The 19,905-nt window shown below is 71.0% G+C and carries 19 protein-coding genes; 10 read left to right on the plus strand and 9 right to left on the minus strand.

Features of this window, described 5'->3' with window-relative positions:
- Window positions 1–46: 46 nt before the first annotated feature.
- Window positions 47–1,453 carry a family 2B encapsulin nanocompartment shell protein gene (locus ACFIF2_RS16145; RefSeq protein ID WP_395573328.1) on the minus strand — a complete coding sequence of 469 codons (1,407 nt, stop codon included), beginning with the start codon at window positions 1,451–1,453 and terminating at the stop codon, window positions 47–49.
- Window positions 1,454–1,780: 327 nt separating this feature from the next.
- Between ACFIF2_RS16145 and ACFIF2_RS16150 the strand changes: the two genes are divergently transcribed.
- Both ACFIF2_RS16150 and ACFIF2_RS16155 read left to right on the plus strand, forming a co-directional pair.
- Window positions 1,781–2,359: an N-acetylmuramoyl-L-alanine amidase gene (locus ACFIF2_RS16150; protein WP_395573386.1), complete on the plus strand. Its 579-nt coding sequence runs from the start codon at window positions 1,781–1,783 to the stop codon at window positions 2,357–2,359.
- A gap of 36 nt (window positions 2,360–2,395) precedes the next feature.
- A complete protein-coding gene (locus ACFIF2_RS16155; RefSeq protein ID WP_395573329.1) occupies window positions 2,396–3,304 on the plus strand; it encodes a 1-aminocyclopropane-1-carboxylate deaminase/D-cysteine desulfhydrase in 909 nt (302 codons plus the stop codon).
- 79 nt (window positions 3,305–3,383) lie between these two features.
- Here the strand turns inward: ACFIF2_RS16155 and ACFIF2_RS16160 are convergent, their stop codons facing one another.
- Window positions 3,384–4,976: a Na+/H+ antiporter gene (locus tag ACFIF2_RS16160; protein WP_395573330.1), complete on the minus strand. Its 1,593-nt coding sequence runs from the start codon at window positions 4,974–4,976 to the stop codon at window positions 3,384–3,386.
- A 61-nt stretch (window positions 4,977–5,037) separates the two neighbouring features.
- On the opposite strand from ACFIF2_RS16160, the gene ACFIF2_RS16165 reads away from it, so the two are divergent.
- The 3 genes from ACFIF2_RS16165 to ACFIF2_RS16175 all read left to right on the plus strand — a co-directional run bounded on the left by ACFIF2_RS16165 (window position 5,038) and on the right by ACFIF2_RS16175 (window position 7,049).
- A complete protein-coding gene (locus ACFIF2_RS16165) occupies window positions 5,038–5,298 on the plus strand; it encodes a UBP-type zinc finger domain-containing protein (protein ID WP_395573331.1) in 261 nt (86 codons plus the stop codon).
- 249 nt (window positions 5,299–5,547) lie between these two features.
- A complete protein-coding gene (locus tag ACFIF2_RS16170; RefSeq protein ID WP_003973726.1) occupies window positions 5,548–5,961 on the plus strand; it encodes an anti-sigma regulatory factor in 414 nt (137 codons plus the stop codon).
- Between the two features lie 17 nt (window positions 5,962–5,978).
- Window positions 5,979–7,049: an RNA polymerase sigma factor SigF gene (locus ACFIF2_RS16175; RefSeq protein WP_395573332.1), complete on the plus strand. Its 1,071-nt coding sequence runs from the start codon at window positions 5,979–5,981 to the stop codon at window positions 7,047–7,049.
- Window positions 7,050–7,117: 68 nt separating this feature from the next.
- Here the strand turns inward: ACFIF2_RS16175 and ACFIF2_RS16180 are convergent, their stop codons facing one another.
- Window positions 7,118–7,564: a hypothetical protein gene (locus tag ACFIF2_RS16180; protein ID WP_395573333.1), complete on the minus strand. Its 447-nt coding sequence runs from the start codon at window positions 7,562–7,564 to the stop codon at window positions 7,118–7,120.
- 128 nt (window positions 7,565–7,692) lie between these two features.
- Here ACFIF2_RS16180 and ACFIF2_RS16185 point away from each other — a divergent pair, with 128 nt between their 5' ends.
- Window positions 7,693–8,661, plus strand: coding sequence for a diacylglycerol/lipid kinase family protein (locus ACFIF2_RS16185; RefSeq protein ID WP_395573334.1), 969 nt, complete (start codon window positions 7,693–7,695; stop codon window positions 8,659–8,661).
- A gap of 319 nt (window positions 8,662–8,980) precedes the next feature.
- Complete coding sequence (locus ACFIF2_RS16190; RefSeq protein WP_003973730.1) at window positions 8,981–9,238, plus strand: WhiB family transcriptional regulator; 258 nt, start codon at window positions 8,981–8,983, stop codon at window positions 9,236–9,238.
- Window positions 9,239–9,449: 211 nt separating this feature from the next.
- On the opposite strand, the gene ACFIF2_RS16195 is transcribed toward ACFIF2_RS16190, so the two are convergent.
- Together ACFIF2_RS16195 and ACFIF2_RS16200 are read right to left on the minus strand one after the other, a co-directional pair.
- On the minus strand, window positions 9,450–10,925 hold the full coding sequence (locus ACFIF2_RS16195; protein ID WP_395573335.1) for a sensor histidine kinase: 1,476 nt from the start codon (window positions 10,923–10,925) through the stop codon (window positions 9,450–9,452).
- A 416-nt stretch (window positions 10,926–11,341) separates the two neighbouring features.
- A complete protein-coding gene (locus ACFIF2_RS16200; protein WP_395573336.1) occupies window positions 11,342–11,980 on the minus strand; it encodes a TetR/AcrR family transcriptional regulator in 639 nt (212 codons plus the stop codon).
- Window positions 11,981–12,077: 97 nt separating this feature from the next.
- Here ACFIF2_RS16200 and ACFIF2_RS16205 point away from each other — a divergent pair, with 97 nt between their 5' ends.
- The gene (locus ACFIF2_RS16205) at window positions 12,078–12,830 is read left to right on the plus strand and encodes an SDR family oxidoreductase (protein ID WP_395573337.1); all 753 of its coding nucleotides are present in this window, start codon (window positions 12,078–12,080) and stop codon (window positions 12,828–12,830) included.
- 143 nt (window positions 12,831–12,973) lie between these two features.
- Window positions 12,974–13,759 carry a glucosamine-6-phosphate deaminase gene (gene nagB / locus ACFIF2_RS16210; RefSeq protein WP_395573338.1) on the plus strand — a complete coding sequence of 262 codons (786 nt, stop codon included), beginning with the start codon at window positions 12,974–12,976 and terminating at the stop codon, window positions 13,757–13,759.
- A gap of 167 nt (window positions 13,760–13,926) precedes the next feature.
- Here the strand turns inward: nagB and ACFIF2_RS16215 are convergent, their stop codons facing one another.
- From ACFIF2_RS16215 to ACFIF2_RS16230, 4 genes are all read right to left on the minus strand, one after another.
- Window positions 13,927–15,432, minus strand: a complete 1,506-nt coding sequence (locus ACFIF2_RS16215; protein WP_395573339.1) for a glycoside hydrolase family 3 protein — start codon at window positions 15,430–15,432, stop codon at window positions 13,927–13,929.
- A 9-nt stretch (window positions 15,433–15,441) separates the two neighbouring features.
- Complete coding sequence (locus ACFIF2_RS16220) at window positions 15,442–16,272, minus strand: carbohydrate ABC transporter permease (RefSeq protein WP_395573340.1); 831 nt, start codon at window positions 16,270–16,272, stop codon at window positions 15,442–15,444.
- Window positions 16,269–17,255 (minus strand): carbohydrate ABC transporter permease, encoded by a 987-nt coding sequence (locus ACFIF2_RS16225; protein WP_395573341.1) that lies wholly within the window; start codon window positions 17,253–17,255, stop codon window positions 16,269–16,271. Before ACFIF2_RS16225 ends, ACFIF2_RS16220 begins: the two co-directional genes overlap by 4 nt.
- Before the next feature lie 88 nt (window positions 17,256–17,343).
- Window positions 17,344–18,624, minus strand: coding sequence for an extracellular solute-binding protein (locus tag ACFIF2_RS16230; protein WP_395573342.1), 1,281 nt, complete (start codon window positions 18,622–18,624; stop codon window positions 17,344–17,346).
- A 451-nt stretch (window positions 18,625–19,075) separates the two neighbouring features.
- On the opposite strand from ACFIF2_RS16230, the gene ACFIF2_RS16235 reads away from it, so the two are divergent.
- On the plus strand, window positions 19,076–19,840 hold the full coding sequence (locus ACFIF2_RS16235; RefSeq protein ID WP_395573343.1) for a GntR family transcriptional regulator: 765 nt from the start codon (window positions 19,076–19,078) through the stop codon (window positions 19,838–19,840).
- Window positions 19,841–19,905 lie beyond the last annotated feature (65 nt).

Below are 19,905 nucleotides of genomic sequence, written 5' to 3' on the forward strand. Positions count from 1 at the left end.
TGTACCCGCCCCGAAGGGCGGGGACACGGCGTTCGGGAGACAGGCGTCACTGCCAGCGGCCGATCTCGACGTTCTCCAGAACGCCGAGCGCGTCCGGCACGAGGACCGCGGCCGAGTAGTAGGCCGTGACCAGGTACTTGATGATGGCCTGCTCATTGATGCCCATGAAGCGCACGGACAGACTCGGCTCGATCTCGTCCGGGATGCCGGTGGCCCGCAGACCGATGACACCCTGGTCCTGCTCGCCGGTACGCATCGCGATGATCGATGTCGTACGGGCCTCGGTGACCGGGATCTTGTTGCACGGGTAGATCGGCACACCGCGCCAGGTCGGGATGCGGTTGCCGGCGATGTCGATCGTCTCGGGGACCAGACCGCGCCTGTTGAGCTCACGGCCGATCGCGGCGATCGCGCGGGGGTGGGCGAGCAGCAGCTTGGTACCCCGCCGGCGGCTCAGCAGCTCGTCCAGGTCGTCGGGGCCGGGCACGCCGTCGTGCGGCTGGAGGCGCTGGTCGTACTCGCAGTTGTGCAGCAGGCCGAACTCGCGGTTGTTGATGAGTTCGTGCTCCTGGCGCTCCTTCAGCGCCTCGACGGTCAGGCGGATCTGCTGCTCCGTCTGGTTCATCGGCTTGTTGTAGAGGTCGGCCACGCGTGAGTGGATGCGCAGCACGGTCTGGGCCACGCTCAGCTCGTACTCACGGGGCCGGGCCTCGTAGTCGACGAAGGTGTGCGGGATGTCCGGCTCGCCGCTGTGCCCGGCGGACAGGTCGATCGCCTTCTCGCCGTGCCTGTTGGTGCGCTGCTCGGGAAGGGAGCGCTGCTCCTCCAGGTGCGTACGCAGGGACTCCGCGCGCTCCGCGACCTGCTCCACCTCCTGGCGGGGCAGGACCAGCACCGTGCAGGCGGTGACCGTACGGGCGGTGTACTCCCAGATGGCGTCCGCGTCGAGCAGCGCCTCGTCACCGAAGTAGGCGCCGTCGGCGAGGACGCCGAGCACCGCGTCGTCGCCGTAGGGGCCGGTGCCGACCTTCTCCACCTTGCCGTGCGCCAGGAGGAAGACCTCGTCCGCCTGACCGCCGAACGAGGCGATGACCTCGCCGGGCCCGAACTCCCGCTGCTCGCAGCGCTGCGCGAGTTCCGCGAACACTTCCTCGTCCTCGAACGAGCGCAGGGCCGGCAGCTCGGCCAGCTCGGCGGGGACGACCTCGACACGGTCGCCGGTCTTCACGAACGTCACCCGGCCGTCGCCCACGGCGAAGGTCAGACGCCGGTTCACCCGGTACGTACCGCCCTGGATGTCCACCCAGGGCAGCGTGCGCAGCAGCCAGCGGGAGCTGATCTCCTGCATCTGAGGAACGGACTTGGTCGTGGTGGCCAGGTTCCGCGCGGCCGCCGTGCCGAGGCTCTGCTGCGGCCTGGTCTGCTCGGTGCGGACCTCTTCGCCTACCGACATAAGGTATTGCCCTCCCGGTCATGCCGGGCGACTGCGCCCGGCATCGATGTGCAGGCACCAGCCTTCCTCACGGAACGTGTTGGTGCTATTACCCGAAAGAGCGGGAATGGATCAATGGCGACCGGGGCAGAGATAGCGCCTCGCTCACCATCTCGGCGTGTCGTACGGGCTGTTCAACGCCGTCGGACGGGGAGCGATTGTCCGAATCGGCTCGCACACGCACCGAACGAGTACTAGGGAGCGCCGAGTTTCGGTACAAGCACCGTACGAGGCGAACGCGTCGGGCGGTCGTCGCGGAGCGTGAAGGAGTCGGCCGTGGCCTCACCCATGTCCGCGAGCAGTTTCCTCAAGGCCCTGAAGGCCGAGGGCCTCACCGTCGTCCAGGTCGGCGACTGGCGGGACCACAACCGCAACCACAAGGGACCCTGGGGCCCCGTGCACGGCGTGATGATCCACCACACGGTCACCAAGGGCAGCGCGCGGACGGTGGACATCTGCCGCAAGGGGTACGAAGGGCTGCCGGGACCGCTGTGCCACGGGGTCATCACCAAGGACGGCAGAGTGCACCTGGTCGGCTACGGCCGGGCCAACCACGCCGGGCTCGGCGACGACGAGGTCCTGCGCGCCGTGATCGCGGAGAAGGCGCTGCCCCGGGACAACGAGGCGAACACCGACGGCAACCGGCACTTCTACGGCTTCGAGTGCGAGAACCTCGGCGACGGTGACGACCCCTGGCCGGCGGCGCAGCTGGAGGCCATCGAGCGGGCCGCCGCCGCGGTCTGCCGCCACCACGGGTGGAATGAACGATCCGTCATCGGCCACCTGGAGTGGCAGCCGGGGAAGGTGGATCCGCGAGGGTTCACGATGGCGTCGATGCGCGGGCGGATCCGGGACCGGCTGAAGTGACGTGCCCGTCGCGCGCGGCGGCGTGACAATGGCGGGGTGACCGGCACCGACACCCGCGACCTCACCACCCTGGACCCTCGCCTGCCCTCCCCCTTGCGGGAGGTCGTGGACGGGCGGTTCGAGCGGCACGGTGTCCGGCTGCTGCTGAAGCGGGACGACCTGATCCACCCCGAGCTGATCGGCAACAAATGGCGCAAACTGGCGCCGAATCTCGCCACGGCTCACGGGCGTACGGTCGTCACGTTCGGCGGGGCCTACTCCAACCATCTGCGTGCCACGGCCGCCGCCGGCCGGCTGCTCGGACTGGCCACGGTGGGCGTGGTGCGCGGTCAGGAACTGGCCGGCCGGCCGCTCAACGCCTCCCTGGCCCGGTGCGCGGCCGACGGCATGCGGCTGCACTTCGTCGACCGCGCGACGTACCGCCGCAAGACCGAGCCGGAGACCCTGGCGGCCCTCCTGCGCGCGGTGGACGCCGAGGACGCCGTCGTCGTCCCCGAGGGCGGCAGCAACGCGGCGGCCGTCCGCGGGTGCCGGGCCCTCGGCGAAGAGCTGGGCGGCCACGCCGACGTGGTCGCGGTCGCCTGCGGCACCGGCGGCACGCTCGCCGGGCTGGCCGCGGGCCTCCCGCCGGGCCGGCGGACACTCGGGATACCCGTGCTCAAGGGCGGCTTCCTGGCCGACGACGTACGGCGGCTCCAGGACCGCGCGTTCGGTGGGCCCCGCGGCGAGTGGAGCCTCGACGACCGCTTCCACTGCGGCGGCTACGCGCGCACCACCGCCGAGCTCGACTCCTTCGCCGAGGACTTCGAGCGCCGCCACGGCCTCCCCGTGGAGCGCCTCTACGTCGCCAAGATGCTGCGCGCCCTGCTCGTGCTGACCGAGGAAGGCGCCTTCCGCCGCGGGACGACCCTTGCGGCGGTCGTCACCGGGCGCCCCTTTCCCTGAGCCGGGGCAGCCCGCGGGCCCCGCCGCCGGGTCGCCCCAGGGGCGCCTGTCGAACCAGGTCGGCTCCGAACGGCACCCCCTACGTCGTCTCCCGGAACGCCGCGGCCTCCTCCAGGTCCAGTCGGCGCAGCAGGGTCCGCAGCATCTCGTCGTCGATGTAGCGGCCGTCGCGCAGGCGGACGAAGACGTCCCGCTCGGCGCTGATCATCTCCCGGGACAAGCGCCGGTAGGTGTCGTCGACGGTCTCCCCGGTGACGGGGTTGACCTGCCCGAGCCGTTCCCACACGGCATTGCGGCGGCGCTCCAGGACCGTGCGCAGGCGCTCGGCGAGCGGGCCCGGCAGGGCGTTGCGCTCGTCGGCGAGGAGGTCGTCGAGGCGCTGCTCGGCGGCGCGGGACGCCTGCGCCTGGGCGTTGGCCTCCGCGAGCGTCTCGGCCTGCACGTCGTGGGCGGGGAACTTCAGCAGGCGGATCAGGGGAGGCAGGCTGACGCCCTGGACCACCAGGGTGCCGATGACCGTGGTGAAGGTGAGGAAGAGGAGGAGGTTGCGCTCGGGGAAGGCCTCGCCGCCGTGCACGGTGAGCGGGATGGAGAAGGCGATGGCCAGCGAGACCACGCCCCGCATCCCGGCCCAGCCGATCACGAACGGCCCCTTCCAGGAGAGGTCCCCCTCGCGCGCGCGGACGCGTGCCGACAGGCGCGGCAGGTAGGTCGCCGGGTACACCCACACGAACCGGGCCACGGCGACGACCAGGAAGACGGCCAGCGCGTACCAGGCGGCGTCGGCGCCCTCGTAGGCCCCGAGTCCCTTGAGGACGACGGGCAGCTGGAGCCCGATCAGGGCGAACACGGCCGATTCCAGGACGAACGCCACCATCTTCCAGACGGCCTCCTCCTGGAGACGGGTGGCGAAATCGACCTCCCACGCGCGGTGACCGAGGTAGAGCGCGACGACCACCACCGCGAGCACCCCGGACGCGTGCACCTGCTCGGCGACCGCGTAGGCGACGAACGGGATCAGCAGGGAGAGCGTGTTCTGCAGGAGCGCCTCCTTGATGTGCGTGCGCAGCCAGTGGAGCGGCACCATCAGCACCAGACCGACGCCGACGCCGCCGACGGCCGCGATGAGGAACTCGCCGATCCCGCCGGCCCAGGTGGCGCCCTCGCCGACCGCCGCCGCGAGGGCGACCTTGAAGGCGGTGATCGCGGTGGCGTCGTTCACGAGGGACTCGCCCTGGAGGATCGTGGTGATCCGGGACGGCAGCCCCACCCGGCGTGCCACCGCCGTGGCCGCGACGGCGTCCGGCGGCGCCACCACCGCGCCGAGCACCAGGGCGGCGGTCAGCGGCAGCCCCGGCACGATCAGGTACGCGGCACAGCCGACGACGAAGGTCGCGAAGAGCACGTATCCCACCGACAGGAGCGCCACCGGCCGCGCCTGCGCCCGCAGGTCGAGGTAGGAGCTGTCGGTGGCCGCCGTGTGGAGCAGCGGGGGCAGCAGCAGCGGCAGGACGATGTGCGGGTCGAGGGTGTAGTCGGGCACCCCGGGGACGTAGCTCACCGCCAGGCCCGCCGCGACCAGCAGCAGCGGCGCCGGCACCGGCAGCCGCCGTCCCGCCGCGGCGACCGCGGCACTGCCCGCCACCAACAACAGCAGCGGCATCACGTCCATGATCCTCGCCCGCCCTCTTTTTCCGCGCGGTCATCCGCACACCCGTCGTAACCTGGCAATCATGAAACAGTGCACGCACGCCGACGCGCTGCCGCACCCGGAACCGGAGCCGCGCACCGAGACCTGCCCGGAGTGTCTGACCGAGGGCACGGATCCGGTGCAGCTGAGGCTGTGTCTCGTGTGCGGTCACGTCGGCTGCTGCGACTCCTCGCCGAGGCGGCACGCGACGGCGCACCACAAGGAGACCGGACACCCGGTGATGCGCACCTTCGAGCCCGGTGAGAGCTGGCGCTGGTGCTTCGTCGATCACGTACTCGTGTGACCTGTCCCGGGGACGGTTCGACCGTCTGAGGCCTGGGTACGTCAACCCGGCGCGCGCTCTTCCGATTTGGGCCCGCCGAACCCCTAGCCACTGTGCGTGTTCACGTGTTTACTATGAGTGACAGCAAGGGGTTGGGGTCTCGGGGACAGGAAAGTTCGGAGCGCGATAACGTCACCGCTGAACCACGTAGCGCGTTACCCGAGGGGCGGCCCTCGATCCTGTAACGCTTGTACCACCTTGGAGGTGAGGGTGTCCCAGATCGCAGGCGAGCCCGCGACCCAGGACTTCGTCGAAGTCCGGCTGCCGGCCGCGGGTGCCTACCTGTCGGTGCTGCGTACGGCGACGGCCGGCCTCGCAGCCCGTTTGGACTTCACCCTCGACGAGATCGAGGACCTGCGCATCGCAGTCGACGAGGCCTGCGCGATCCTGCTTCAGCAGGCCGTGCCCGGCTCGGTGCTCAGCTGTGTCTTCCGCCTCGTCGACGACTCGCTCGAGGTCACCGTCTCGGCGCCGACCACGGACGGCCACGCCCCTTCGCGGGACACCTTCGCCTGGACCGTGCTGTCCGCTCTGGCCGGCAAGGTCTCCTCGGCCGTGGACGAGGACAAAACCGTTTCGATCAGCCTCTACAAACAGCGCGGCGCGGGACCCGGGCCGACGTGAGGAACGGGGACGGGCCGGTGCGGGACGAAGAGCGCGGCACACGGGAGCTGCCGGCCGAGGGCGCACGTTCTGAGTCTGAGGACGGGGCCCGACGCATGGCGGACGGCATCGACGGCATCCCCGAGCAGGCCCGGCCGCATCCTCAGGACGAGGCCTCCCCCGAGGCCGTCGTCCCGGGCGACGGGCAGCGGACCGGGGAGAGCCCCGTCCGGCCCGTCCGAGCGGAGGCGCGGGCTCGGGAAAGGGCGACGGGCGGGACGATGAGCGAGCACGAGCGACACTCCGAGGACGGCGTGCCGGGCGCACGGGGCACGCAGGGCACGCGGCACGACCCGCAGGACCGCAGCGGGGCACGTCTCCTCTTCGCCGAGCTGCGCACCCTGGAGAAGGACAGCCCCGAGTACGCGGAGCTGCGCAACCGGCTGGTCCGGATGCACCTGCCGCTCGTCGAGCACCTCGCACGCCGTTTCCGCAACCGCGGCGAGCCCCTGGACGACCTCACCCAGGTCGCCACCATCGGCCTGATCAAGTCGGTCGACCGCTTCGACCCGGACCGCGGGGTGGAGTTCTCCACGTACGCGACACCGACGGTCGTCGGCGAGATCAAGCGCCACTTCCGGGACAAGGGCTGGGCGGTGCGCGTCCCGCGCCGGCTCCAGGAGCTGCGGCTGGCCCTGACGACGGCCACCGCGGAACTCTCGCAGCTGCACGGCCGCTCCCCCACGGTGCACGAACTCGCCGAGAAGCTGTCCATCTCGGAGGAGGAGGTCCTGGAGGGCCTGGAGTCGGCCAACGCGTACTCCACGCTGTCCCTGGACGTCCCGGACACCGACGACGAGTCCCCGGCGGTCGCGGACACCCTGGGCGCCGAGGACGAGGCGCTGGAGGGCGTCGAGTACCGGGAGTCGCTCAAGCCGCTGCTGGAGGACCTGCCGCCCCGGGAGAAGCGGATCCTGCTGCTGCGCTTCTTCGGCAACATGACCCAGTCGCAGATCGCGCAGGAGGTCGGGATCTCGCAGATGCACGTCTCGCGGCTGCTGGCGCGCACGCTGGCACAGCTGCGGGAGAAGCTGCTGGTCGAGGAGTAGCGACGACGAGCGACGACCGACGCGCGCGGGGACCGCGGTCCAGGGCCCGGGCGTCGTCGCGCGCGGGCCTACTTCTCGGCTCTGCCGGGGCCCCTGATGCCGAGGGCCTGCGTGGTCGTGGGGTTGATGAGCAGCACCAGCGCGGTGACGGCCACGACGCCGAGCACGATGCCCGCCGGGATGGCCACGCTGTCGGCCTGCAGCAGGTTGTAGGCCACCGGCAACGCCATGATCTGGGTGATGACGGCCGGCCCCCTGCTCCAGCCCCGCCTGCCCATCAGACCGCGGGCGGCGAGCAGCGGCAGCAGGGCGAGGACGATCAGGGTCACGCCGCCGGTGATGGCCGACGTCCGGTCGTCGGGGTGGCCGGTGAGGCCGCCCACCACCATCCAGGCGCCGCCGACGACGAGTGCCAGCCCCTCCAGTGCGGCCAGCGCGGCCGCGGCGGTCAGCCGGCCGGGACGGGGGCCCGCCTCTGCGGCGGCTTCGGGGGTGGGGGTCTGCTCACTGCTCACCCCTGAAGGGTAGCCCTCGGCGCACCGGAGCCCGGGGGCGCGTCCGGGCCGCCGCGCGCACCGTGCGCCCGCACCGATCTCCACCTCGGCCTGGGCCGGGGTACCACCCAGTAGGTACCCTGCAGACCATGCGTGCACTTCTCGTGGTCAATCCGGCGGCAACCACCACGAGTGCGCGTACGCGCGACGTGCTGATCCACGCGCTCGCGAGCGAGATGAAGCTGGAAGCGGTGACCACCGAGTACCGCGGCCACGCGCGCGACCTGGGCCGGCAGGCGGCGCAGAGCGACGACATCGACCTGGTGGTCGCCCTCGGCGGCGACGGCACGGTGAACGAGGTCGCCAACGGCCTGCTGCACGCCGGTCCCGCCCCGGAGCAGCTGCCCGGTCTCGCGGTGGTCCCCGGCGGCTCCACCAACGTCTTCGCCCGCGCCCTCGGCCTGCCCAACCACGCGGTGGAGGCCACCGGCGTCCTGCTGGACGCGCTGCGCGAGGGCCGCGAGCGGACCGTCGGGCTGGGCCTGGCGTCGGGGACGCCGGGCACGGAGGACGAGGCCGTGCCCTCCCGCTGGTTCACCTTCAACGCCGGCCTGGGCTTCGACGCCGGTGTCGTCGGCCGCGTGGAGCAGCACCGCGAGCGCGGCAGGAAGTCGACGCACGCCCTCTACGTCCGCCAGGTGATGCGCGCGCTCATCGGCGAGCCGCACCGCCGCACCGGGACGATCACACTGGAGCGGGCCGGTGAGGATCCGGTCACCGATCTGGTGCTGTCCATAGTCTCGAACACCTGCCCCTGGACGTTTCTCGGCAATCGTCCGATCTACGCGTCACCTAAGGCCTCGTTCGATACCGGGCTCGACGTCTTCGGCCTCAGCCGCCTGTCGACCGCCGCGGTTGCCCGGTATGGCACCCAGTTGCTCACTTCGTCCCCGGAGCGGGGACCCCGGGGCCGGCACGCGACCTCCCTGCACGATCTGACCCAGTTCACCTTGCATTCGAAGGTCCCGCTCCCCCTCCAGATGGACGGTGACCACCTGGGGCTGCGGACCAGCGTGACGTTCACAGGCGTACGCCGTGCACTGCGTGTGATTGTGTGAGCAGAAGGGGCGAAAGTCCTTTCACTCGAACGTTTAGACCAGGGTCCACCCCATGGAAGTACGGCTGTGACCTAGTCGACACCGAAGAATCAAAAAAAACTTTCCGGAAGGGGTTGTATCCGCCGCCGAGGTTTGCGAGTCTCTTCTTGGCGATCGGGACGGCCCGCAACACCAGCCTCCACAGATCACCAGAACCCCTCTTCAATCCACAGGACCACGCCGGGCAACCTGGCGGTAGGCCCTTCCCTTGTTGAGGGATTCGTGAAAGCGTTCACATTCACAAGCAACCCGCATGTAATACCAAGGAGAGGTAGCAGCCATGGACTGGCGTCACCGCGCCGTTTGCCGCGAGGAAGACCCCGAGCTCTTCTTCCCCATCGGCAACACCGGTCCCGCGCTGCTGCAGATCGAGGAAGCCAAGGCCGTCTGCCGTCGCTGCCCTGTCATGGAGCAGTGCCTGCAGTGGGCGCTCGAGTCCGGTCAGGACTCCGGCGTCTGGGGTGGTCTCAGCGAGGACGAGCGCCGCGCAATGAAGCGCCGTGCCGCCCGCAACCGGGCTCGTCAGGCCTCCGCCTGACCATCCACCCCTGCTGACAGCCTGAGCTTGGCGGCGCGTACAGCGAGTACGCCACCCCCGCTCCCGAGCCGCAGCGCGCAGTACCCCCGATGCGATCGCACGAGCACTGGCCTCGGACCTTCACCGGTCCGGGGCTTTTTGCTGTCCGGACCCGCCGCCACGGCCGCTGCGCGCCCCTCCCCCTTCTGCCGCCGCTCCCCCGCCCGCGGCCCTACTTCTGCGCAGGCACCGGGAGGTCCAGGATCACCCGGGTGCCGCGCTCCGGGGCCGGGACCATGTCGAAGGCGCCGCCCAGCTCACCCTCGACCAGGGTGCGCACGATCTGCAGGCCGAGGTTCCCGGAGCGGTGCGGGTCGAAGCCCTCGGGCAGGCCCACCCCGTCGTCCTGGACCGTGACCAGGAGCCGGGCCTCCTTCGTGGTACCGCCGCGGACCGCCGAGACCTCGACGGTGCCGGTGTCGCCGTCGCGGAAGCCGTGCTCCAGGGCGTTCTGCAGGACCTCGGTCAGCACCATCGACAGGGGGGTGGCCACTTCGGCGTCCAGGATGCCGAAGCGTCCGGTGCGCCGGCCGGTGACCGTGCCCGGGGAGATCTCCGCCACCATCGCCAGCACGCGGTCGGCGATCTCGTCGAACTCCACGCGTTCGTCCAGGTTCTGCGAGAGCGTCTCGTGCACGATCGCGATCGAGCCGACCCGGCGCACGGCCTCCTCGAGCGCCTCGCGGCCCCGGTCGGACTCGATGCGCCGGGCCTGGAGGCGCAACAGGGCGGCCACCGTCTGGAGGTTGTTCTTCACCCGGTGGTGGATCTCCCGGATGGTGGCGTCCTTGGTGATCAACTCACGCTCGCGGCGGCGCAGTTCCGTGACATCGCGCAGGAGGACCAGCGAACCGATGCGCGTGCCCTTCGGCTTGAGCGGGATGGCGCGGAACTGGATCACCCCGTCGTGCGCCTCGATCTCGAACTCGCGCGGCGCCCAGCCGCTGGCCACCTTGGCGAGCGCCTCGTCCACGGGGCCGCGGGAGGGGGCGAGTTCGGCGGTGGTCCGGCCCAGGTGGTGGCCGACGAGGTCGGCGGCCAGACCCATGCGGTGGTAGGCCGACAGCGCGTTCGGGGAGGCGTACTGGACGATGCCGTCCCCGTCGACCCGGATCAGGCCGTCGCCGACGCGGGGGGAGGCGTCCATGTCGACCTGCTGGTTCTCGAACGGGAAGGCGCCGGCCGCGATCATCTGCGCCAGGTCCGAGGCGCTCTGCAGATACGTGAGCTCCAGGCGGCTGGGCGTGCGCACCGTGAGCAGGTTGGTGTTGCGGGCGATGACGCCCAGGACCCGGCCCTGGCGGCGTACGGGGATGGACTCGACGCGGACCGGGACCTCCTCGCGCCACTCCGGGTCGCCCTCGCGCACGATGCGGCCCTCGTCCAGGGCGGCGTCCAGCATGGGGCGCCGGCCGCGTGGGACGAGGTGGCCGACCATGTCGTCCTGGTACGAGGTCGGCCCGGTGTTGGGACGCATCTGGGCGACGGAGACGTAGCGCGTGCCGTCGCGGGTCGGGACCCACAGGACCAGGTCGGCGAAGGAGAGGTCGGAGAGGAGCTGCCACTCCGAGACCAGCAGGTGGAGCCACTCGAGGTCGGAGTCGTCGAGCGCGGTGTGCTGGCGTACGAGTTCGTTCATGGAGGGCACGTGGCTGAGCGTACCTGGCGGTACGGACGGCGATCGGAATCGGCCAGATTCCGTCGTGGAACGCCTGCGGGTTCCGCCCTGACACACCCGCGGGCCGCGGCGCCTGAGAGGGACCCTCAACCCTCCCGGCACCGCAGCCCGGAGCAACAACGGCCGTGGGGTGTGCGGTCCCGGTCGGCCGATGGATGAGGAGCCGGGGCAGTCAGGGCAGAGAGCACCGGTTCCTCGGTCCGCCCTCCTGTGCGGGGAAGGCGGAAGTCTGACGATCACCTCGCGTGATGCTCGCGGCAAGGGTCTCCGTAGTCATTGTGGACTAGACCACTCGCCGTGTCCATGCGGTGAACCGTGTTTGTCGTTGTCGCGCTCCCCCGGCTGCTCGGACATCCGAGCACCGGCAGAAGCCTAACCCTGTTGGCTCACGCGCGGGGCCAGACCGTCAGGGCAATTTCCGCGAGCGCCTCCAGCTCCGCCCGGCTCGCGCCGTCGCGCGCCTGCTGGGACATGCCCTGGATCATCGCGCCGGTGTACCGGGCGAGCGCGGCGGCGTCGGTGTCCGACGGCAGCACACCCGCGGCGACGTCGGCGCCGATCCGGCTCTCGATCGCGGCGATGTTGGCGTTGCGCCGCTCCCGCAGGGACTCCTCGACCTCGGCGGTCGAGCAGTTGGCGGCCGCGTGGATGACGAGGCAGCCGTGCGGCCGGCCGGGGGCGGTGTACTCGGCGGCGGCCTCACGCAGCATCCGCTCGATCCCGGCGCGGGCGGTCGGCTCCTCGGCGAGCGCGCGGTTGCCGAAGGATCCGTACCGCACCCCGTACTCCTGGACGACCTCCTCGAAGAGGGAGCGCTTGTCGCCGAAGGCGGCGTACAGGCTCGGGGCGCCGATGTCCATGACCCGGGTGAGGTCGGAGACCGACGTGGCCTCGTACCCGTGCTCCCAGAAGGCCATCAGCGCCTTCTCCAGGGCCGTCGCGCGGTCGAAGGAGCGGGGGCGGCCACGGGTCCTGGCGCTGGGCGCCGGCGTTCCGGCCCGCCGGCTCTTCTCACTGCTCACCATGGAGTGCATTTTATAGCGGGCACTAGAAAAATGTCGCCGGGCTGTTGTACGGTCATTTCTGTAGCGACCGCTAGGAAATTGCGAAGGGGGCGCCGACATGGGCGTGCTTGCGGGCAGAACGGCTCTCGTCACGGGGGCGAGCAGGGGCATCGGGCGGGGCATCGCGGAGCGGCTGGGCCGCGACGGCGCGCGGGTCGGGGTGCACTACGGCGGGAACGAGGCGGCGGCGAAGGAGACGGTCGCCGCGATCGAGGCGGCGGGCGGCTCGGCGTTCGCGATCAGGGCGGACCTCCGGGCCCAGGGGGCGGCCGAGGCGCTGTGGGAGGAGTTCGACCGGCACGCCGACGGGCTGGACGTCCTGGTGAACAACGCCGGGATCGGCAGCGCCCGCCCCATCGGCGAGATAGGCGAGGAGGAGTACGACGCGGTCTTCGCGGTGAACGTGAAGGCGCCGTTCTTCATCCTGAAGCACGGCATGGGCCGGCTCCGCGACGGCGGCCGGGTCGTCAACATCTCCTCGGGCCTGGCCCGCACCGCGGTGATGCCGGACAACGTGGCGTACGCGATGACGAAGGGCGCGCTGGACGTGCTCTCGCGCGACCTCTCCAAGGTGCTCGGCGCCCGCGGCATCACGGTGAACTCGGTGGCGCCCGGCATCATCGACACCGACAACACGGCGGAGCTGCTGCACGGAAGCCCCGGCGGCTGGGACCGGGCGGCGGCGCTCTCCGCGCTGGGCGGCGTCGGGTCGCCGGCCGAGGTGGCCGACGTGGTCGCCTTCCTCGCCTCGCGCGAGGGCCGGTGGGTCACGGGAAGCTGGGTGGACGCGACGGGGGGTTCGCTGACCTGAGACCGGCGGGACGCCGCCACTCGCCCGACCGGTTCGACGCGCCCGCGGGGGCGGGCTCTGTTAGATTGGTCTAAACCACATAGGGCCCCACACAGCCAGTCCCGGACCCCGGGCGAGTCCCCTCTTCGAAACGGCAGGCAAGCGTGGAAGTTGTCATCGTTCCGGACGCCAAGGCAGGCGGCGAGCTGATAGCCGAGGCCATGGCACAGCTGTTGCGACGCAAGCCCGACGCCCTGCTCGGGGTGGCCACCGGCTCGACGCCGCTGCCCGTGTACGAGGCGCTGGCGGCCAAGGTGCGCGCGGGTGCCGTGGACACCGCGCGGGCCCGGATCGCCCAGCTCGACGAGTACGTGGGACTGCCCGCGGAGCACCCGGAGTCGTACCGCTCGGTGCTGCGGCGCGAGGTGCTCGAACCGCTGGGGATCGGCATGGACGCGTTCATGGGACCCGACGGCACGGCGGCCGACGTGCAGGAGGCGTGCGCGGCGTATGACGAGGCGCTCGGCGGGGCCGGCGGGGTCGACCTCCAGCTGCTGGGGATCGGGACCGACGGGCACATCGGCTTCAACGAGCCGTGCTCCTCGCTCGCCTCGCGGACCCGGATCAAGACGCTCACCGAGCAGACCCGCGTCGACAACGCGCGCTTCTTCGACGGCGACATCGACCAGGTGCCGCACCACGTGATCACGCAGGGCATCGGGACCATCCTGGAGGCCCGGCACGTGGTGCTGCTCGCCACCGGTGAGGGCAAGGCGGACGCGGTCGCCGCGAGCGTCGAGGGGCCGGTCGCGGCCGTGTGCCCGGCCTCCGCCCTCCAGCTCCACCCGCACGCCACGGTCGTCGTCGACGAGGCCGCCGCCGGCAAGCTGAAGCTCGCCGACTACTTCCGGCACACGTACGCCCACAAGCCCGAGTGGCAGGGGATCTGAGCCCGTTCCCGCCGCGTGCGCCGAGGGCGCTGCCCCCACGACCGGGGGCAGCGCCCTTCGTCACGACCGCACCGGGCACGGCGCCGCACGGCTGAGCCCGCCGCGGAAGGCGGAAGGCGCCGGACCCACCAGGGGTCGGCGCCTTCCGCGTACCGGCGAGGTCCTCCTCACGCCCCCGTGAGGGCCTCCGCCGCCGCGCGGCCGCAGACGCGGGCCGCGCCGTGGGTGGCCAGGTGGAGGGCGCCGCGGGGTGTGGCGCGCGGGACGCCCATCTCGACCACGATGGTGTCGGGGCGGGCGTCCAGCAGGGTGTCGAGGGCCGCCGCCATCCACGGGTGGCGGTGCTCGTCGCGGACGACGGCCACGACGCGGCGCGCTCCGGCCGCCGCCAGCGCCTCCTTCCCGGCGTCCGGACCGGCGAAGCTGCCGGTCTCCGTGCCGGGAAGCAGGCGGGACAGCTCGGCGGCGACACCCCACGGCGTCTCGTCGCCGACCGCGATGTTCGCGACCGGGGTGAACGCGGCGACGTACGGCGGCTCGGTGAGCGGGGTGAAGCCCTCGGCGCCGGTGGCCCGCAGGGCGCGGCGGGCGGCGCGCAGGCCCACGTCGCCGTCGGCGTCGGTGCCGGCGGCGTGCGCGGCCCGGTCGGCGCCCGTCCGCTCGGCCGCGGTCCAGCGGGCGAGGGCGCGGACGCGCTCCGCCGCGTCGGCCAGGCGCTCTTCGGGCAGCTCGCCCGCGCGGACGGCCTCGACCAGGGCGTCGCGCAGCCGCCGTACGGTCTCCTCGTCGGCGAGGCCGCCGCCCACGCAGATCGCGTCGGCGCCCGCCGCGACGGCCAGGACGCTGCCGCGTTCGATGCCGTACGTGCCCGCGATGGCCCGCATCTCCATGCCGTCGGTGACGATCAGGCCGTCGTAGCCCAGCTCGCCGCGGAGCAGGTCGGTCAGGATGCGCCGGGACAACGTCGCCGGGCGCTCCGGGTCCAGGGCCGGGACCAGGATGTGGGCGCTCATCACCGCGCGGCTGCCCGCGTCGATGGCCGCGCGGAACGGGGCCAGGTCGCGCTCGGCCAGCACGCCGGGGTCCACGTCGATGCGCGGCAGGGAGTGGTGGGAGTCGACGGCCGTGTCGCCGTGCCCGGGGAAGTGCTTGGTGCAGGCCGCCACGCCGGCCGACTGGAGGCCGGTGACGTAGGCGGCGGTGTGCCGGGCGACGAGGTCGCTGGCGGCACCGAAGGAACGCACGCCGATGACCGGGTTGTCCGGGTTGGAGTTGACGTCGGCGGAGGGGGCCCAGTTGAGGTTCACCCCGCAGGCCGCGAGCCGGCGGCCCAGTTCCGCGGCCACCGCGCGGGTGAGCGCGACGTCGTCCACCGCGCCGAGGGCGAAGTTGCCGGGGAAGGAGGAGCCGGTCCGCACTTCCAGGCGGGTGACGTCGCCGCCCTCCTCGTCGATGGCGACGAGGACGTCCTCGCGTTCGGCGCGCAGCTGGGCGGTGAGCGCGGCCAGTTGCTCGGCGCCGGCGATGTTGCGGCCGAACAGGCCGACGGAGGCCAGGCCCTCGCCGAGGCGGCGCAGCAGCCAGTCGGGGGCCTCGGTGCCGGTGAAGCCCGGCTGGAGGACCGTGAGCGCGTCGCGGGTGAGGGTGTCGGTGGCCCTGGCGATGGTCGTCATGGGGTGGCGTTATCCCTTCACGGCGCCGGCGGTCAGGCCGCTGACGGCCTTGCGCTGCAGGAAGACGAAGAGGATCAGGATCGGGATGGCGAAGAGCGACGAGGCGGCCATGGTCGCACCCCAGTTGTCGCCGAAGACGGTCTGGAAGCTGGTCAGCCACAGGGGCAGGGTCTGGGCCTCGGCCTCCTTGTTGACGACCAGGACCAGGGGCAGTTCGTTCCAGGCGGTGATGAAGCCGAACATCGAGGTGGACATCAGGCCCGGGGCGAGCAGCGGCAGGATGACCCGGCGGAACGCCTGGGCCCGCGTGCAGCCGTCGACCAGCGCCGACTCCTCCAGCTCCCTCGGCACGGCGGCGACGAAGCCGCGCAGCGTGAGGATGGTGAAGGGCAGGATCATCATCATGTAGAAGAGGGTGAGCGGCACGAGGCTGTTCAGCATCGACGCGTCGCGCACGATCATGTAGATGGCGATGACCATGACTTCCCAGGGCGCCATCTGGGCGAGCATGAAGCCGACGATGAAGCCCCGCCGCCCCTTGAACCGCATCCGTGCCAGGGCGAACGCCCCGGCCAGCGCGATCACCAGCGAGAAGACGACGGCGCAGACGGTGACGATGAACGAGTTGCCGACGTAGGTCCAGAAGTGGTCGGCCTCGACCGCGGTCTTGAAGTGGTCGAAGGTGACGTCGGTCGGGAACCAGACCGGGTCCTCGGAGATGATGTCGCCGGTCGGCTTGAAGGCCGTGGCGAACATCCAGTAGACGGGGAAGACGAGGCCGATGAACAGGACGACGGCCGTGACGTTGGGCCACAGGCGGCCGAAGAGCGAGCGCTTCACAGCTCGTCCTCCTCTTGCTTGAGCACGATCCTGAGGTAGTAGGCGGTCAGGCCGAGCAGGATCAGGATGGTCAGAACGGCGATCGCCGCGCCCATGCCGTAGTGCTGGTTGCCGACGCCCTCGATGTAGGCGTAGACGGGCAGGATCTCGGTGAGACGGTCCGGGCCGCCGCCATTGAAGGTGTAGACCTGGACGAACGCCTTGAAGATCCAGATGATCTCCAGGAAGGTCGTCGCGTAGAGGAACGGCCGCAGGACCGGCAGGGTGACCGTGGTGAAGCTGCGCCAGGCGCCGGCTCCGTCGAGGGCGGCGGCCTCGTACAGCTCGCCGGAGATGGTGGTGGTCGCCGCGTACAGGTTGATCGCGACGAACGGGACGGACATCCAGACGATCAGCACGGTGACGACGAAGAAGGTCGACATCTGGCTGCCGGTCCAGCTGTAGTCGGCCATGGAGTGCCAGCCGAGCTTGTCCAGGACCCAGTTGACGACGCCGAAGCGCTGGGCGAAGAGCCACTGGTAGACGGTGGTCGCGGCGACCACCGGCATGGCCCACGCCAGCACCAGTCCGACCATCAGCACGAGCCGCATCACCCGGCCGAGGCGGGCGAGCAGCAGGCCGATCAGGCCGCCCACCACCATGGTGAGGGCGACGTTGACCGCGGTGAAGACGATCGAGCGGAGGGTGACCCGCCAGAAGTCCTCGCCGGTGAGGACCTCCTTGTAGTTGTCGAAGCCGGTCCACTCGGTGACGTGCTGGATGAGCTGCGCCATGTTGAGGTTCTGGAAGGACAGCAGGCCGTCCTTCACCAGCGGCCAGCCGAGCAGCAGCACGGTGGCCGCGCAGGCGGGCAGCAGCAACAGGTACGGGACGAGCGCGCCGGCGCGCGACGCGGCTCTCGTTCTCGGCCCGCCGGTCCCCCCGCCGTCCGCCTTGCGGACGTCCGCCGGGCCTGAGGGCGGCCGTTCGGTCTGCACGGTCATGCTCGCGGTCTCTCTCTTCTCGACCTGTTCACCTCGACGCCGGGGCGGGGACCGTGACCTACCGGTCCCCGCCCCGGCTCACCCGGTGCTACTGCTGCTGCGCCAGGCGCTTGTTGAACTCGCCCTCGACCTGCTCGGCGGCCTCGGCCGGGGACTTCCCCTTCAGCACGGCCGTCAGGTAGGTCTTGATCGGGTTGGGGTCGTTCTCGACCGCGGCCCACTCCGCGATCAGCGGCGTGGTGTCACCGCCCGCGGAGGCCGGCGCGGCCGCCTCGGCGGCGGCGTTGCCCTCCAGGTTGCTCTTCAGCGACTCCTTGTTCGGGATGACGCCGTTGGCCTTGGCCAGCGCACCCTCGTACTTGTCGGACAGCGCGATCTTCAGGAACTCCTTGGCGAGGTCCTGCTTCTTGCTGCCCGCGGCGACGGCCAGGTTGGAGCCGCCGAGGAAGACGCCCTCGGGCTTGTCGGCCGTGGCACCCGGGATGGTGAAGTAGCCGAGGTCCTTCTCGATCGCCGGGTTGGTGGCGATCGCGGTGGCGCCCTCCCAGCCCATGCCGATGATGGCGCCGGTCTTGCCCTTGGCGAAGATCTCACCCTGCTGCGGGGTGGCCTCGTCCTTGTCCTTGGGCGCCTTGGAGAGGGCCTGGAACTTCTTGTACGTCTCGGTGGCGGCGGCGATCTTCGGGTCGTCGAGGTTGGAGACGTACTTGTCGCCGTCCTTCTTGACCAGCTCGGCGCCCTCGCCGATGGCCAGGCCCACGAAGTGGTACCAGTTCTGGCCGGGCAGGTAGATCGGCTCGGCGTCGGTCTTGTCGCCGATCGTCTTGAGGGCGTCGTAGAACTCGTCGCGGGTCTTGGGCGTGCCCTTGATGCCCGCGTCCGCCCAGATCTTCTTGTTGTAGATGACCACGCGGTTGACCACGAACCACGGGGCCGCGTACTGCTTGTCCTCGAAGACGGCGGACTTGTTGAGGGACTCGGACCAGTCGGTGCCGATCTCGCTCTTGAGGTCGCTCAGGTCCGCGAGGCCGCCGGTCTTGGCGTAGGCCGGCGTCTGGGTGTTGCCGATCTCGAAGACGTCGGGCGGGTTCTCCTCGGAGAGGGCGGTGGTCAGCTTCTGCTGGATACCGTTCCACTTCTGGATCTCGAACTTGACCTTGGCCTTGGTCTTCGCCTCGAACTCCTTGGCGAGGTCCGCCTGCCAGTCGTCGGGCGAGGAACCGTCCATCACCCACACGGTGAGCGTCTCGCCGGCGTAACCGTCCGCCCCGGCCTTCTTGCCGTCGTCGTCGCCGCTGTCGCCCCCGCACGCCGCGATCGAGACCATCATGCCCGCGATACCGATCGCGGCTATCAGCTTGCGCTTCACGCCACCCTCCTCAGGGATGCCACAAAACCCCCCTGCCTCCCCGCGGTTGCTCGTCGACGCGGACCGCCCATGGGGCCGGGACCTGGACCAATGGTGTAGACCAGTAGGGGGAGCTTGGCCCAGACCAATAGGGCTGTCAAGGGTGTTCCAGCACGCTCGTTGCGTCCGTGATGCGACCGAGATATGCAGGGACCTTTCATTGCGCAAGCGGCAGTTCGGACGGACCGGGACCGGGTGTACCACTGCCCGCCGAACGACCTGCCGGTACGGTTCCGAACGCACGTACCAGCGAGGTCCGGCGGCGCTGTGGACTAGACCAACAAGGGCCCCGGAGGTATACAGAAGGGATCACGGAGCGTGCGGGACCATGCCGGCACGCGGCCGTGCCACGATGTGGGCCGTGGCCGACAGGGATCGGTCGCTTCGGCACCCGGAGCCGGGAAGGCAGAGCATGAGCACCGACGTCAGCAGTGCGGAGAACGAGGGTGGGGCGACCGTCCGTACCGCGCGCGTGCCCAAGTACTACCGACTGAAGAAGCACCTGCTCGACATGACCCGGACCCAGGCGCCGGGCACGCCGGTCCCGCCCGAACGCACCCTGGCCGCCGAGTTCGACACCTCGCGCACGACCGTCCGCCAGGCCCTCCAGGAACTGGTCGTCGAGGGCCGCCTCGAACGCATCCAGGGCAAGGGCACCTTCGTCGCCAAGCCCAAGGTGTCGCAGGCCCTGCAACTCACCTCCTACACGGAGGACATGCGGGCCCAGGGCCTCGAACCCACCTCGCAGCTGCTGGACATCGGGTACATCACCGCCGACGACCGGCTCGCCGGGCTGCTGGACATCACGGCCGGCGGACGGGTGCTGCGCATCGAGCGGCTGCGCATGGCCAACGGCGAGCCGATGGCCATCGAGACGACCCACCTCAGCGCCAAGCGCTTCCCGGCGCTGCGCCGCTCCCTGGCGAAGTACACGTCCCTCTACACCGCGCTCGCCGAGGTGTACGACGTCCACCTCGCCGAGGCCGAGGAGACCATCGAGACGTCCCTGGCCACCCCGCGCGAGGCCGGTCTGCTCGGCACCGACGTCGGCCTGCCCATGCTCATGCTCTCCCGGCACTCGCGGGACCGGACGGGCCAGCCGGTGGAGTGGGTGCGCTCGGTGTACCGCGGCGACCGCTACAAGTTCGTGGCCCGCCTGAAGCGGCCCCAGGACTGACCGGCTCCCCGCCCCACCAGCCCCGACGTTGCGGTTGGGGACCGATATGCGGACGAGGTCTTCCG

This window comes from Streptomyces sp. BK79, from assembly GCF_044142145.1.
Classification (GTDB): Bacteria; Actinomycetota; Actinomycetes; order Streptomycetales; family Streptomycetaceae; genus Streptomyces.